Source organism: Chryseobacterium pennipullorum (genome assembly GCF_003384725.1).
Taxonomy (GTDB): domain Bacteria; phylum Bacteroidota; class Bacteroidia; order Flavobacteriales; family Weeksellaceae; genus Chryseobacterium; species Chryseobacterium pennipullorum.
Genome location: NZ_QNVV01000007.1, coordinates 13,697 through 29,279, shown reverse-complemented (window position 1 = coordinate 29,279; position 15,583 = coordinate 13,697). Strand labels below are relative to the sequence as shown.

General features: G+C 39.0%; 13 protein-coding genes. 9 read left to right on the top strand and 4 right to left on the bottom strand.

The features are described from left to right. Positions 1–20: 20 nt before the first annotated feature. The 3 genes from priA to DRF67_RS09460 all read left to right on the top strand — a co-directional run bounded on the left by priA (position 21) and on the right by DRF67_RS09460 (position 6,115). The gene (priA, locus tag DRF67_RS09470; RefSeq protein ID WP_115928062.1) at positions 21–2,468 is read left to right on the top strand and encodes a replication restart helicase PriA; all 2,448 of its coding nucleotides are present in this window, start codon (positions 21–23) and stop codon (positions 2,466–2,468) included. Positions 2,469–2,629: 161 nt separating this feature from the next. Next, the gene (dacB, locus tag DRF67_RS09465) at positions 2,630–4,099 is read left to right on the top strand and encodes a D-alanyl-D-alanine carboxypeptidase/D-alanyl-D-alanine endopeptidase (RefSeq protein ID WP_115928061.1); all 1,470 of its coding nucleotides are present in this window, start codon (positions 2,630–2,632) and stop codon (positions 4,097–4,099) included. An 87-nt stretch (positions 4,100–4,186) separates the two neighbouring features. Beyond that, a complete protein-coding gene (locus DRF67_RS09460; RefSeq protein WP_115928060.1) occupies positions 4,187–6,115 on the top strand; it encodes a M1 family aminopeptidase in 1,929 nt (642 codons plus the stop codon). 130 nt (positions 6,116–6,245) lie between these two features. Here the strand turns inward: DRF67_RS09460 and DRF67_RS09455 are convergent, their stop codons facing one another. Further along, positions 6,246–7,124, bottom strand: a complete 879-nt coding sequence (locus DRF67_RS09455; RefSeq protein WP_115928059.1) for a cupin-like domain-containing protein — start codon at positions 7,122–7,124, stop codon at positions 6,246–6,248. 151 nt (positions 7,125–7,275) lie between these two features. Here DRF67_RS09455 and kbl point away from each other — a divergent pair, with 151 nt between their 5' ends. From kbl to gldG, 4 genes are all read left to right on the top strand, one after another. After that, a complete protein-coding gene (gene kbl / locus DRF67_RS09450) occupies positions 7,276–8,472 on the top strand; it encodes a glycine C-acetyltransferase (RefSeq protein WP_115928058.1) in 1,197 nt (398 codons plus the stop codon). A gap of 173 nt (positions 8,473–8,645) precedes the next feature. Further along, positions 8,646–9,197: a CopD family protein gene (locus tag DRF67_RS09445; protein ID WP_115928057.1), complete on the top strand. Its 552-nt coding sequence runs from the start codon at positions 8,646–8,648 to the stop codon at positions 9,195–9,197. Positions 9,198–9,256: 59 nt separating this feature from the next. Then, positions 9,257–9,985: an ABC transporter permease subunit gene (locus DRF67_RS09440; RefSeq protein WP_115928056.1), complete on the top strand. Its 729-nt coding sequence runs from the start codon at positions 9,257–9,259 to the stop codon at positions 9,983–9,985. 4 nt (positions 9,986–9,989) lie between these two features. After that, complete coding sequence (gldG, locus tag DRF67_RS09435; protein WP_115928055.1) at positions 9,990–11,660, top strand: gliding motility-associated ABC transporter substrate-binding protein GldG; 1,671 nt, start codon at positions 9,990–9,992, stop codon at positions 11,658–11,660. Positions 11,661–11,740: 80 nt separating this feature from the next. Here gldG and DRF67_RS09430 read toward each other — a convergent pair whose 3' ends face one another. Then, positions 11,741–12,979, bottom strand: a complete 1,239-nt coding sequence (locus tag DRF67_RS09430) for a serine hydrolase domain-containing protein (RefSeq protein WP_165851771.1) — start codon at positions 12,977–12,979, stop codon at positions 11,741–11,743. A gap of 225 nt (positions 12,980–13,204) precedes the next feature. Here DRF67_RS09430 and DRF67_RS09425 point away from each other — a divergent pair, with 225 nt between their 5' ends. After that, positions 13,205–13,402: a hypothetical protein gene (locus DRF67_RS09425; RefSeq protein ID WP_115928053.1), complete on the top strand. Its 198-nt coding sequence runs from the start codon at positions 13,205–13,207 to the stop codon at positions 13,400–13,402. Positions 13,403–13,751: 349 nt separating this feature from the next. Here the strand turns inward: DRF67_RS09425 and DRF67_RS09420 are convergent, their stop codons facing one another. Together DRF67_RS09420 and DRF67_RS09415 are read right to left on the bottom strand one after the other, a co-directional pair. Beyond that, positions 13,752–14,390, bottom strand: coding sequence for a hypothetical protein (locus DRF67_RS09420; protein ID WP_115928052.1), 639 nt, complete (start codon positions 14,388–14,390; stop codon positions 13,752–13,754). 112 nt (positions 14,391–14,502) lie between these two features. Beyond that, a complete protein-coding gene (locus tag DRF67_RS09415; RefSeq protein WP_115928051.1) occupies positions 14,503–14,931 on the bottom strand; it encodes a DUF4268 domain-containing protein in 429 nt (142 codons plus the stop codon). Between the two features lie 162 nt (positions 14,932–15,093). Here DRF67_RS09415 and DRF67_RS09410 point away from each other — a divergent pair, with 162 nt between their 5' ends. Beyond that, entirely contained in the window at positions 15,094–15,501 is a 408-nt protein-coding gene (locus tag DRF67_RS09410) for an RrF2 family transcriptional regulator (protein WP_076353981.1), read from the top strand. The last annotated feature ends 82 nt before the right edge of the window (positions 15,502–15,583 follow it).

Genomic DNA, 15,583 nt, shown 5'->3' with positions numbered 1-15,583 from the left:
TTACATTTTAAAATTTTCCTTTGCAATACGCTCAAATTGTCTTACCACTGAACCTTAAAGGATCTTTTACCTATAAAGTTCCTGATGAACTGATGTCTGAAATCCAGCTCGGAATGCGGGTGCTTGTTCCGTTTGGAGGTAAGAAAATCTATACGGGAATTGTATTTGAGCTTCATGATAATGCCCCTGAAAACTTTGTGGCAAAAGAAGTGATCAGTCTCCTGGATGAAAAACCGATTCTTGCGGAAGAGCAAATCAACTTCTGGAATTGGCTTTCAGAGTATTATCTGTGTAGTTTGGGCGAAATCTACAGATTTGCTTTTCCTTCCTCTCTCAAGCTGGAAAGTGAGACCTATCTGAAATTAAAACCCGGGATCACTATCAATTTTGAAAATCTGGACGTGAATGAAATGTATCTTATTCAGGCACTGGAGGTTCGGCAGCTGGTTAACCTGTCCGATATTGAAGCGTTTATTCCTAAAAAAGACATTATCAAAACCATCAATTCACTGATCGATCTGCAGTATATCGAAATTGATGAAAAAATAGCTGAAAAGTACAAAGCAAAAGAAGTGGCATATGTGAGAATTGATCAGGAAATTCTGAACAATCAAAATCTTACGGATATTCTGTTAAAACTCAATAAAGCACCGAAGCAGAAAGATCTTTTCCTTTTTATTCTGGACAAGCAGACCGAAAACCCTGATGCTCATATTAAGAAGGCCGGCCTTTTTGAAGATGGCTATTTCGGAAGTTCTCATTTCAAAGCTCTGGCAGACAAAGGCCTTGTTGAAGAGTATTATATGCAGAAAGACAGGATTGAAAGCTACGATGGCGAAATTGAAGAACTTGAAGAGCTTTCCGATCAGCAGAAAGAGGCTAAGGCAGAGATTGATGAGGCTTTTGAAGAAGGAAAAAATGTGTTGCTTCATGGGGTTACCTCCTCAGGGAAAACGCATATTTATTTAGAGAAAATTGAAGAATGTATACAGGAGGGTAAGAACGTTTTGTTTTTACTTCCAGAAATTTCCTTAACCAAGCAGATTACGCAAAGACTAGAGAAAAAATACGGGCGGCAATTAGGGTTTTATCATCAGAAGCTGACCGATTTTGAAAGGGTAGAGGTTTGGAGAAGGATCAAACAGGACGATATCCGGATCCTTATCGGAACTCGAAATGCTTTATTTTTACCCTATCAGAATCTGGGACTTATTGTGGTGGATGAAGAACATGATTCTGCCTATAGACCGAGGGAAGCTTCTCCCTATTTCAACGCTAAGGATGCGGCTCTGGTACTGGGCAGATTTTATGGCGCAGGTGTCATTCTGGGATCTGCCACTCCATCTGTTGAAAGTTACTACCGGGCCAGAAAAGATAAAATGAAATACATTTTCCTTAACGAGCGATTTGGAAATGTAAATCTACCTGAATATGAACTGATCAATTTTAAGGAGGCCCAAGAGTCTAAAAAAGTTTCAGGGAACTTCTCTTTACAGCTCATTGACGAGATCAAAAAAACCGTAGACGAAAAAAATCAGGCGATCGTGCTTCACAACCGACGGGGCTATGCCAATGTAATCGAGTGTGAGACGTGTGGCTATGTGAATTACTGCTCCAATTGTGATGTGGTGATGACCTATCACAAGGCTGCCAATGAAATGAAATGCCATTACTGTGGCCAGAGAGCTTCAAAACCAAGGACCTGCCCGAAATGCAATTCTGAAAACCTGAATGAAAGAGGCGTAGGCGTAGAGCAGATCCATGAAGAGGTATCCAAATTATTTCCGGAAAATGAAGTTGACAGAATGGATGTGGATTCTATGCGTAAGAAATTTGCCTATGAAAAACTGTATGAAAAGATTGAAGAAGGCGAAACAGATATCGTAGTGGGAACACAGATGATTTCCAAAGGGCTTGATTTTGATCACATAGAATTGGTGGCTATTCCCAAAGCGGATTCCTTATTATATGTACAGGATTTCAGAGCAGAAGAAAGAGCCTATCAGCTGATTACCCAGGTTTCCGGTAGAGCAGGAAGAGTTTCAGGAAAGGGGAAAATTTTAATTCAGACCTATAACCCTGATCATTCCGTATTTCAGTTGATTAAGATGAACAATCCTGCCAAAATCTACAAATATATTCTTACCGAACGTCAGAAATTTCATTATCCGCCATTTACCAAGCTGATTATGATAGAACTCAAACACAGAAAAGAAGATAAAGTAGACAGAGCTTCACAATTCCTGGGATCTATTCTAAGAAAATACCTTCCTGAAGACTGTGTTTTGGGTCCCGAAAGAGCCCAGATCGCGAGGTTAAACAATTTATATCAATTCCAGATTTTACTGAAATTACCTCGTGGTAAAAACTATGAAAAATTCAAAGGGATGGTTTTGCTAAGTTTGAAAGAATTTGATGAAATCACTGCATATCAAAGCATTAAAAAAGATGTTTTTGTTGATTTTTAACAATTTTTAACAAAATTTACAGTCTTTTATAACGAATCAATGGTCCGTTATATAACAATAATTTCTACTTTTGGACGTTGATTAAGTGTTTGGCTCCTTTATTGAATGATTTTAACCTGTCATTTTTTATAGCGTCAAACTATAGAACAAAAAGAATATAGATGGTAAATTTCAGAAAATATATTTCAAGTGCAGCGGTGTTGGCTTCCGGTCTCTTCCTGGCTCAGTCTACCGTTTCTACCGTTCTTTACTCACAGGCATATGACAATCAGAAAAACAGTTTAAATCTGCCTTCACCCGTTAGCTCGGTAGTGGAGAAGACCGTTTTGTCTGCCAAAGAATTAGTAGATATTAATGTAAACACAATGATGGCGGACCCTGTGCTGAAAAATGCAACGTGGGGATTCGTAGTGTATGACCCCAAAACGAAGAAAGTAATTTCCTCGTACAATGAGAGCACTCCTCTGGTACCGGCTTCTACTACAAAGCTATTAACCACAGAGACGGCTTTAAATCTTTTAGGTGAAAACTATCGTTGGATGACCCAGCTGGAATATTCAGGAGCTGTAGACGAAAACGGAACTTTAAACGGGAACCTTTACATCATTGGAAGTGGCGACCCGTCTTTAGGAACCAATAAGGCTGGTGCCTGGTCGTACAGAGATATTATTTCAGACTTCATGGGCGGTCTTTCACGCGAGGGAATCAGAAAGGTAAATGGTGATATTATTATTCAGACAGCGCTTTTCAAAGGCAATATTTCAATGCTTCCGGAAAATGTTGTATGGCTAGAAAACAATAATTACTATCTGCCTGTAGGGACAACCCGCGGAATTAATCCGGCTAATGAAAAGCTGATCGTAAAGAAAGGAGGATTCTCTACCGATAAGAAATTTTTCTATGTTTCACCATATGCCCATCAGATGGTCTATGCGGAGAAATATGACGGGGAAGGAATTCTAACAACCAAACTGCCGGATGCTCCCGCTTATCTTGCGAATTCTTTCAGAACTACGTTGGTAAAAAGCGGAATTCCTGTGACAGGAAAAGTAAGTCCTAAAATGACTGACCCTACACCAGAGAACAGAAAAATGATTTCCGCTTACAAATCTCCTACCCTTAGCGATATCGTATATTACACCAATCAGCACAGTGACAATTCACTGGCAGAAGCTTTACTGAGAACCGTAGGTTTCCAGAGAATGGGAGATCAGACTTCGGAATCAGGAAGAATAGTGGTTACTGATCACCTGAAAGAAGCTGGCTTTGATATGATAGGCCTTAATTATATGGATGGTAGCGGTCTTTCAAGAAGTAATAACGTAACTCCAATTTCGCAGGTTAAATTTTTAACCTCTTTAATGGATGAAAAATATTACAAATCTTACCTGACTTCCCTGCCGGTTGGCGGACAATCCGGAACGTTGAAAAGAATGTTCATTGGAGGAGGAAACGGACAGGTTTTTGCAAAGACAGGAACTTTAAATAAAGTTAAAACTCTGGCAGGATACCTGAAAACCAATTCAGGAAGGACGTTAGTATTTTCTTTAATGGTCAACAACTACTCAGGATCTGTAGATATGGTAAAGAAAAGAATGGAAAAAATCCTGGAACCTGCTCTGGATCTTTAAAATATTCTTATTTATAAATTATAAAAACCTTTTAATCAATGATTAAAAGGTTTTTTCTATATTTGAATCATACTTTTTTACCGTTATATGAATAAATTTTACTTTCTCTTGTTGGGTTTTGCCGTTTCTCAACAGTTCTGTGCACAGAAACAGGATCCAAATATCGAAATGAAAGGGCTGATTGAAAAAGAAAGAAAAGCCTTTGCCCATAAGATGGCTATTGGAAATGTGAATCCCAACACCCTGAACTATGACTTGCAGTATCAGAGAATGGATGTGGCCTTGGATCCCTCCATATACAGCATTGCCGGCTCGGTAACTTCTCATTTTAAACCTAATCAGACCATGGGGAGTATTTATTTTGATATGGCTAATACCCTGACGGTTTCCCAGGTACAGTACCATGGCTCCAGTATTGCTTTTCAACAGCTTCCGAATGCTGAAATAAAAATTGATTTTCCTGCCTCTATTCCTGCTAATACGCTGGATTCTCTGACCATTCATTATTCCGGGGCTCCGGCTACTGCTAATAACGCATTTATGGTGGGAAGCCAGGGAGGAGTGCCTCTTCTTTCCACACTTAATGAACCTTATGGCGCGCAGGATTGGTTTCCCACCAAGCAGAGCCTGAATGACAAAATTGAGCGATTTGATTTTAAAATAAATACTCCGGCACAGTATAATGTGGCCGCTAATGGAAAACTGATGTCCGAGACACCCATGTTAAATGGAAGAAAACTTACATTCTGGAGAACCATGTATCCCACACCGGCCTATCTGATCGCGCTGGGCATTACCAATTATGTGAAATTAAATGATACCATCGGCAACCCTCCCTTTCCTTTTGTAAACTACGTGTATCCATCCACACAGTCTAATCAGGCCAGCATGTCGAATATTGAATGGACCAAGCAGATGATGAGTACCTTTGAAACCTATTTTGGACCTTATCCTTTCCGTAATGAGAAATACGGGCATATGGAGTTCCAATACGGTGGTGGAATGGAACATCAGACCATGTCCTCTATGGGAGGATGGGGAAAATCTCTTATCGCCCACGAACTGGCCCATCAATGGTTTGGGGATAAAGTAACGTGCGGTACCTGGAATGATATCTGGCTGAACGAAGGTCTGGCGAATTTTGGGGAGCATCTCGCTAATGAAAAACTGATTATGACCCATGCTCAGTTTATGGGCTATTTATCTAATCAGATTAGCTATATCACCAGCAATGCAGGTGGAAGTGTGTATGTTCCTGATTCGGGACTTTCCAATATCTACAGAATTTTTGACAGCAGGCTAACCTATGCAAAAGGAGGGTATGTCATAAGGATGCTGAAATGGATCTTAGGGGATGATGTATTTTATCAGGCCCTGAAAGACTACCACTCCAGGCCGGCCTTGGCATACAATTATGTACAGACCTCTGATTTTAACGCTTCTCTTCTTCAGTCTACCGGTAAAGATTTTACTGAATTTTTCAATGATTGGATCTATGGGGAAGGGTATCCCACGTATACGATCAAGTGGAAGCAGGCCGGTAATCAGATTCTACTGAATGCTGCCCAGACGCAAAGTATGCCGTCGGTAAATTTTTATGAAATGCCGTTACCCATCAAGGTCAATGGAACGGGCGGACAAGTTGCTTATCTGGTATTGAATAATACGTCCAATAATCAGTTTTTCTCAGAAACGGTATCTTTTCCGGTGACCAGTGTTCAGTTCAATTATGAATATCAGATCCTGGAAAAAAACTCCACTGTTACCCAGGACAATACACTAAGCATATCATCTGTAGAAAAAGAGAATTTCGGATTGTATCCAAATCCGGCTAAAAATGAACTTTATCTGAAGGGAATATCTAAAGCAGAAAACTTTTCTATTCACAGCATCGATGGTAAGCTGGTACATAAAGGAACCTATCAGCCCGGCAGAGCGATAGGTATTGCCGGACTGGTTCCGGGCGCCTATATCTTAACAGTGAAGGAGATGAATATTAAATTCATTAAACACTAAAGAGATGATAGAATCGTTACCTGCTGCTCAGAGAATCGGATAATAAAAATAAAAAGGACGCTCCGCAGAAGATATTTCATATAGTAATTCCATGGTGATTATGTGTGAAGTGATACAGTATAAGAGGCTTTCAGATTTGAAAGCTTCTGTGTTTTCGGGCTGCCCTTGATCCCCGCAATCTTGCTTTTTTTCCCTTATAGTTAAACCATGTTTCCTTGAATAAACGGTGCATCATCTGATCAAAATTTTTGGTAATCACCAGATTTTTAAATCCGTTCCATTTTTCAAGGAGACTTGCGGGAAGTGCTCTTACCGAGACGGAGTAGCCCTCAGTTTCGTATTGTATATAATGCCACCAGCCTGAAGGGATATAAAGAGTTTCACCCGGATGTAAAACAGCCTCGTAGCCCTGTACATAAAGGAGGCCCGGGAATTCAGTATAGTCCGGGTTCTTAATATCTGCCAAACTGTGGAAGTTGTAGGGCAACTTATACAGAAGATCAGACTGCTCGCGGGGAAAAAGCCAGATTCTCTTTATGCCCTGGAACTGGGTGATGAAGACATGAGACATATCGATATCAATATGATTTCTGGTCACAGAGCCCTGTCCGCCAAAAAACATAAACGGGAGCCACTTCAGTATTCTGCCACCGGTAAGATCATTGTAGGAGATATCTTTCTTCAGATCTGGCTTTATGCTCAGGAGATTGAATAAAAAGAGCCTGTGCTCGGTAGGTCTGGATTCTATAAGGTCGAGATATTCTGAAAAAGTGGTTTGTGCAATAGGAGGGCTGGCCACCCTGTTCAGTGATTCGAGCTCACTTCCATAGATGTTTACGATATGATCTCCTGCAATCTGCCTGAAATAATTATAGTTCCATTTTTCAAAGGCCGGGCTTTCAGGATCTGCAAAATTTTCAAGAATGATAGGAAGCCTTGGTTTCATATGGCTTCGGATGAAGTTTTCTGAACTTATTTTCTTTATTTTTTCTATCGGTTCTAATATCATACGTTGAAATTTTAAACAAATATAAATATTATCCTACTAAATTTATAGACTAACAGTGTTAAAAGTGAATCAATTTTTTAGAATTATACGGATAATGGGTTTTATTTTACGGCCTTTTTAGTAAATTAGCACATCTAAAAAATTACTAAAAATGATCTCTGAAAAATACCTTCAGCATTTACAGAATGAACTTCAAAATATTGAGAATGACGGACTTTACAAAAGAGAAAGAATCATCACTTCTCAGCAGAGTGCAGAAATAGAGGCCAATGGAAAAAAGCTTCTGAACTTCTGTGCAAACAATTATCTGGGATTATCCAACCATCCTGAAGTGATGAAAGCTTCCCAGGATATGATAGAATCCCATGGATACGGAATGTCTTCGGTACGTTTTATCTGTGGAACACAGGATATTCATAAAGATCTGGAGAAAAAGATTGCAGATTTCTTAGGTCTTGAAGATACGATTCTTTATGCCGCTGCTTTTGATGCAAACGGAGGTGTTTTCGAACCGTTATTTACAGAAGAAGATGCGATCATTTCTGATGAGCTGAATCATGCTTCTATCATCGACGGAGTTCGTCTTTGTAAAGCTGCAAGATACAGGTATAAGAATAATGATATGGCAGATCTGGAAGCTCAGCTGATTGCTGCTTCTGAAAAGAACCACCGTTTCAAAATTATCGTAACGGATGGAGTGTTCTCTATGGATGGTATTGTTGCCGACCTTAAGGGACTATGCGACCTTGCTGATCAATACAACGCCCTTGTTATGGTGGATGATTCTCATGCCACAGGATTTATTGGGAAAACCGGCCGTGGAACCCATGAAGCCAATGAAGTAATGGGAAGGGTAGATATTATTACATCTACATTAGGAAAAGCTTTAGGAGGTGCATTGGGAGGATTTACTTCCGGTAAAAAAGAAATCATTGATATGCTGAGACAGCGTTCAAGACCATACTTATTCTCGAATTCATTAGCGCCAGGAATCGTAGGGGCTGCTCTGAAGGTGCTGGATATGATCTCTGACGACACAAGCCTTCGTGATAAAGTAATGGAAAATGCAGACTATTTCAGAACAGAAATGAAGGCAAAAGGCTTCGATATTCCGGATGGTGATGCAGCGATTGTTCCCGTTATGCTTTACGATGCCCCGCTTTCCCAGAAAATGGCTGAAAAGCTTATGGATGAAGGGATCTATGTGATTGGATTCTTCTATCCTGTTGTACCGAAAGGAAAAGCCAGAATCAGAGTACAGCTTTCGGCAGCTCATACCAAAGAACATCTTGACAAAGCGATTGCTGCTTTTGAAAAAGTAGGAAAGGAATTGGGAGTGATCTCTTAGTAACTACGTTGATCGACGACAATGAAAATATAAAGTTCGGCTCGGGCAGCTTTGCTGCCCCGAGCCGAACTATTTTTTTATATACATTGAAATTCATTATATTTTCCTGATCAAAAGAAAATTATTTTTAACAATTATATAATAAGCTTATCTTTGCTTTTAATTTTTTCTGAATGCTTTATACAATAATCAAAGCACTGCACATTATTTTTATGGTAAGCTACTTCGCGGGAATTTTCTATCTCGTGAGACTATTTGTTTATTATAAAGATACCGATGAATTTCCGGAAGAAAAAAAGAAAATTCTCAGGGAGCAGTATACCTTCATGGCACGGAGGCTGTGGAATATCATCACCGTTCCGGCAGGGGTTATTATGGCCGTATGCGGATTGGTCATGATTTTTTTAAATACAGGGCTGATGAAAATGGGGTGGTTCCATTTGAAGCTTACATTCCTTATAGGGCTTGCTGTTTATCATTACTGGTGCTGGAAGAAGGTCCTTCAGCTGAAAGCTTTACATGGAAATACCTTACCGACGGCCAATATCAAACTAAGACAGGCGAACGAGATTGCGACCTTCATTCTGTTTCTGGTTGTATTTACCGTTATCTTAAAAACAATGGTCATTACCTATTGGTGGCAATTAATTGCAGGATTTTTCGTTCTAGTATTTCTGATTATGATGACCGTAAAACTCGTTAATAGAAATAAAAAAAACAAATAATTGTTGAGTGTTATGACCCTCTGAGGTATTGACGCTTTTTACATTTTTACAAAAAAACTATGATTGCAATTTTAAAGAAAGAACTTTGGAGTTATTTCGGAAACTGGAGCGCGTGGGTTATCATTGCTGCATTCAGTTTGATCGCAACTCTTTTTCTGTTCTTTTTCGAGAACGATTCTAATATTTTTGAAATCGGAATGGCATCTTTACAAAGCTATTTCGTACTCGTACCCTGGTTGCTGATGTTTATTATTCCGGCACTTTCTATGAAAACTTTTGCGGAGGAGCAGCAGACAGGAACCTTAAACTGGCTTTTTTCACAGCCGTTAAAAGTTTCCGATCTTGTCATTGGGAAATTTCTTTCCGTTTGGATTGTCGGGATTTTGTGTTTGATTCCTTCCCTGATTTATCTTTATACCGTTTATGTTTTAGGCGTTCCGGAAGGGAATATTGATCTTGGGATGACGTTTGGCAGTTATATAGGATTAATCATTTTAATTGCTGCTTTTGCGGGGGTTGGAATACTGGCCTCTTCATTGTCACAAAACCAGATCATGGCTTACTTATTAGGAGTCTTTCTATGCTTTATTATGTATTTCGGAATCGAGCAGCTGGCCAGTTACAAACTCCTGGGGGGAGCGGATTTCATTCTTCAGAATATAGGCTTCTATCAGCATTTCCTCGGATTTACGAGAGGGCTTATTGATTTTAAAGATGTTGCTTATTTTATCCTGGTTATTGGTGCATCATTAGTATTGTCGAATCACTTTATTAACAAAAAGAAGTAGAATTATGAAGAAGATTAATGCTAAATCTCCACTGGGAATTTTCTTATTTGTGATCATTCCTTTGGTTGTTATCCTGGTGTATTCGGGAATCAGATTAGACTTAACAAAAGAAAAAAGATATACTCTTTCTGACAGCACGGTAAAAGTACTGGAATCTGTTAAAAAACCGATGACGGTGGACGTTTATCTGGAAGGGGATTTTCCGGCAAGCTTTAAGCAGCTCCAGAGTGAAACCAAATTTATGCTGGAAGAGTTCAGAAAAATCAATCCGAAAATTGATTTTAAATTCATTGATCCTATTAAGACTAAAATGTCTCAGGATACCCTGATGTCTATGGGGATGCAGCCATCGATCCTGCCGGATGTTAAAGATGGTAAGATCTCACAGATCACCCTTTTCCCTTACGCCGTTATCAAATATGATAATGATGGTGTCTCTATTCCTCTGGTGGTACAGCAGGCGGGTATTGATGCTGATCAGCAGCTTACAAGATCTATTGAAGGTCTGGAGTATAGCCTGGTTTCCAATATCAAAAATATAGCAGCCGATAAGAGAAAGAAAGTAGGAATATTAGTGAATCAGGATGAGCTGAGCCCGGATGAATTCCAGGGGTTTGTACAGTTGGCGATGGAGAATTATGATGCAGGACCCATCATTCCTAAAAACCAGACGGAACTTTCAATAGAAGATGTTCCGCTGCTGAAACAGATGAGTGCGCTGGTGATTGCAAAGCCGAGAAAAGCATTTACTGATAATGAAAAGGTGATCCTCGACCAGTATATTATGAACGGTGGAAAGACACTTTGGATGATCGATGCTGTAAACGCTGAAATGGACACCCTTACAAGGTCTAAAAAGATAATGCCTTTCCCGGTTGATATCAATATGACCGACTTCTTTTTCAACTACGGTCTGAGAATCAATCCTGCTTTGGTAAAAGATGTTAAGAAGTTTGCTCTGTTAAGACTGGTGACAGGAGAGGTGAGTGGAAACCCTCAGTACACAAGTTTACCTTGGCCGTATTTTCCCCTTGGAATTGCAGAAAATAATAATCCAATCACCAAAAATATTAACCCTGTAAAGTTTGAATTCCCAACTTCCATTGATACCTTAGGAGGAAGAAAGAATATCAAAACAAAAGTTCTTTTCGAATCCAGTGAAAGAACGTTACTGAAACAGGTTCCGAACTATGTAGATTTAAAAGAGGTTGCAAGCGTAGACAGTCTTGGACAAATGGAAAAACCAAGTACACCGAAGATCTTCGCTGTAGCATTGGAAGGAAAATTTAATTCTGCCTATGCCTCAAGAATTGAAAGACAATCTTATCCTGGCTTCAAAACATCAAGCCCGGACAATAAAATGATCGTGATTGCAGATGGAGATGTAGGAAGAAATAAAGTGATCAAAGGGAAGCCGCTTCCTTTAGGGGTGGATCTGCTGACCAATGAGCAGTTCGGAAACGAACAGTTCCTGAGGAATGCATTAGACTACCTGCTGGATGACAGCAACCTGATGGAGCTGAGAAACAGGAATATAGAAGAAAGACTGCTGGACAGACAAAGAATCACCGAAGAGAAAACCAACTGGCAATGGCTGAATTTATTACTTCCGCTGGTCATTATCGGTTTGATCGGAGGATTGTTCTTCTGGTTGAGAAAGAAAAAGTTTGGATAACATAACAAAAGAGAAGCTGACCGCTTCTCTTTTTATTTTAAGATTATCTTAAATTAAAGTAATGCAGTGAGATTGCACATTTATTTGTTGAATTGACTTTGATATTTCTCCAACACATTCCATATCCCGTAAAAAGCATCATTTCCTTTTTTATCGGAAAAATTGGTGTTGAAGATCATGATTCTTCCGAGGTTATTTTTGGGATCAAAAAACATCATGGACATCACGCCGGGATCGCCTCCTGTATGGCCTATATACCCCGTATAACCGAATCCCATGAATATTCCCACATTATAAGATTCACTGTACGGGTTTTTATCATTCCTCTCTGTGAAATGGGAAGCCGTAAGCTGTGGCTTAAAATACTCCTGATAACTTTTCGGGGACAGAATTGTTCCTTTACCGTTGTAACCTTTGATTAGCTCGGTTAAATAGGTACTCAGATCGCTGATGTTGGTCATAAAACCTCCATCCGGATAGGTAGCAGACTGATAGTAGGGCAGAGGGGTAGAAGGATTTTCATACAACCTCGAAAATTGGGAGAACTTTATCTCATTAAAATTCCATCCGGAATTATTCATCTGTAAAGGTTTCAGAATATGTTCTTTAGTGAATTCGTTAAAGCTTTTACCGGTAGCTCTCTCAACCACAAAGGCTGCCAAAGCGGTTCCCGTGTTAGAATATTCATAGATTGTTCCGGGTTTGTGATGTGAAAAGCTGCTTTTGTTCCATTTTCCTTTTTCAGATAATACATTTTCCAAATAAGTTGCCATAGAGAATATAGAATCGGAAGGATTGAAGACCTGCTCATCATCAAACGTAAGCTTCATATTATTCAGTTTCTGACCGGATTTAAGAAAGTAGGTTTTAGTCAGATAAAATTCATTATCAAGAATAGAAGAGGTATGGGTAGCCAGCTGGCGGATGGTAATAGCGGTTTCCGGGAAATCAGGATTTTTGATGGTAAAAGGCAGATACTTCTGGATAGGATCATTTAAATTCAGCTTTCCAAGCTCCTGTGCCTTCAGTAAGGCAATTCCTACAAAGGTCTTGGAAACGGAAGCTATATTCTGAACGGTTTGCTGGGTGTACGGCTTCTTTTCTGCCACATTTGAAAATCCAAATCCCTCCTCATACAGGGTGCCTTTTTCATCAACAATAGAAACAGCAAATCCGTTGAATAACCCCTGACGGGATATTTTATCAATTTCAGTATGTAAAGAATCAACGGCCTTCTGATGTGTATTCCGGACTGTTTTCATGGGATGGCATGAAGTAAAAGCCATATATATAATACTCAATGCAAAGATTCTTTTCATATTCTTTTTTATCATAAGACAGCTAATGGAACTGTTGTGTTACATTGTTTCTAAGATAAGAAAAAAACAGATGTAAAAGCCGGGTTTCTTTGTGGTTAGGTAGAAACTCCTGTTCTTCAAACGCCGTATTTATACGCTATGACCCCATATTATTTCTCCCTAATTTTGACATGAGAGGGGAGGGTCCTGTCAGGTATTTCATACAAATCACTAAATCATCATATCATGCCAACAAAACAACACAACAGATTTCTTCTTCACATGATGGAGGGAGTTCGTAATCTACGGATCGTTATCACAGATCATAGTATTTCGTCAGGGCAGCCCTGGGAAAATACACCGGATATTATTCAGAAGTCAGGAAATACCTGGGAAATCGACGTTCAGGAGGGGAGACCTGGGACGGATACCGTGGCCCAGTGATTTAAAAATAGAATATCAGGTGGGAATGCCATTGGCTGCAGCTCTTATGATAGCCTGTTTGACTCCGTCGAATCTTTGATTTCAAGGCAAAAGTATAATAACAGGAAAAAATTTCGTTTCTCAGCAACTTTTGTACCTGATCCTAAAATTGCTCCCGGTCTGATTTGAGAACTAGTGTAATAGGTCAATAAAAAAGAGAAGCCATTTCGGTTTCTCTTTTTTGTGTCAATACGATTCCGATAGCTGAAGATAAATATCTTATTTGCTTCTGGCATCCAACCAGGGCTATACTTCTACCTTGGATGCATTGCTTTATGCTCGGGTTCCTATAGCAACCTGTACAAAAGCTTTACTTTTGATAGGCTTCTTTGGGAAGTAAGGTGGCAGTTTTATAGTAACTGATGTCTGCATCTATCTGCTTTTGGAGATCTTTGAAGCTATCGTAGTCATAATGTTCCCAGTTCTGCTCATCATCAGGATCAGAAGCCTTGTAAACAGCCATTTCCAGTTTTCCATCTTCCTGATAGCTGCATTCTATGGCTGCATAGGTGTCCCCGTTTGCATCTTTGGTATACCAGCATTTGACGGTTCTTTCAAACTGAGGCTGTTGGGTTTCATTATCCAGAACCTGCGAGCAGATGAAATTTTCAGAATCATCAGCTTTGAAAACTGTTGTTGATACCAGAGGCTGATCATCCACAGACAGCGAATAAAGTTTGTTGACAGATATAATATATCCGCCTGCCAGCTCTCTTTTTTCGATATCAAAAAAATCACATTTTTTCTTCAGATAACTGATAACCTGATTTTCATCCTCACCATCACTCAGAAAATAATTGATATTGTATATGCTGTCTTCATTAATAAACTCAACCTCCTTTAACAGATCGGATTCTTCCTCATAATAATAAAGATGATATTCATCCAGCTTCACGGCTTTACTTTTGGAGATGATCTCTCCAAAAATGTTTTTGTACACTTTTCTCATTTTTAATCATGTTATTTAGTTTCATCTATTAGTTTAAGTGTGTGTGTGAGCAAAGATAAGTTTCTTTTTTATCTTATCTTGAACAGAAAGAAGTATTTATTTAATATTTATTTTAAATGTCCTTGATAAAATCCTCATATTCGTAATAGAATCTTTCAAATCCGTCCATTTTATCAACAAAAAATTCAAAAATTTCCTGCCATTTATTTTTATTAAAAACAGATACCTCATTTTTCTCGACCCATATACGGCTGATGATTTTACCATTTTCCAGTGTGAAATATTCCTCTTTGTGAAAATCACCGATGAATTCTTTCAAAATATCTTCGAGAGACCATATTTTCTCGTAATACGCATTCCGGAAAATCTCATCTTTCATTTCAATATCCAGGGATACCTCTGCTTTTTTGTTATCGGCAGAAAATTTGAATGACATATCCTTCACTTTGGTGTCATACAGGATCCACTTTCTGGGAAAAGACTTCCCGAAAGCCGTCCAAAACTCCTTTTTTAACTGCTGTGCCTCTTGTTTACTGAACATAGGGCAAACATAATGATTTAATGGCAAAAAGGCAATATTCAAAAGAAGACATCATTCTTTTTATCCTGTATAGGGGAGCGATCTTCCATTTGTTTGCTGTGTCAGTTTCCCTTGCTTTCTTTGCTTTTTCAAATGTTAAACAATTTTCTTATTTTTGCTGTAATGCTTTCAAAAAAATCTCAATATGCGTTTAAGGCACTTTCATATCTTGTAGAAAAAAGAAATGAAGGGCCGATTCTTATTTCCGAAATTGCGGAACACAAAAAGATTCCATTGAAGTTTCTGGAGAATATCCTGCTTGAGCTTAAAAAGGCAGAAATTTTGGACAGTAAAAAAGGAAAGGGCGGTGGATATTTTTTAAAAGAAAATCCCGAGAATGTAAAGCTGGCTAAGATTATCCGTCTTGTAAATGGTCCTATTGCCATGCTTCCCTGTGTAAGTCTCAATTTCTATGAGAAATGTGAAGACTGTAACGAAGATCATTGCGGGCTGCATGATGTCCTGATTGAAGTAAGGGATGCTTCCCTGAATATTCTTGAGAAAAAAACTTTAATGGATCTGGTCGACTGACCTGATCCTTTTTTTTGAATTTTTAGTCTACTTGTTTGGTAGGATAATAATTTTATCAGATATTTGCTGGACTTCAAATGAA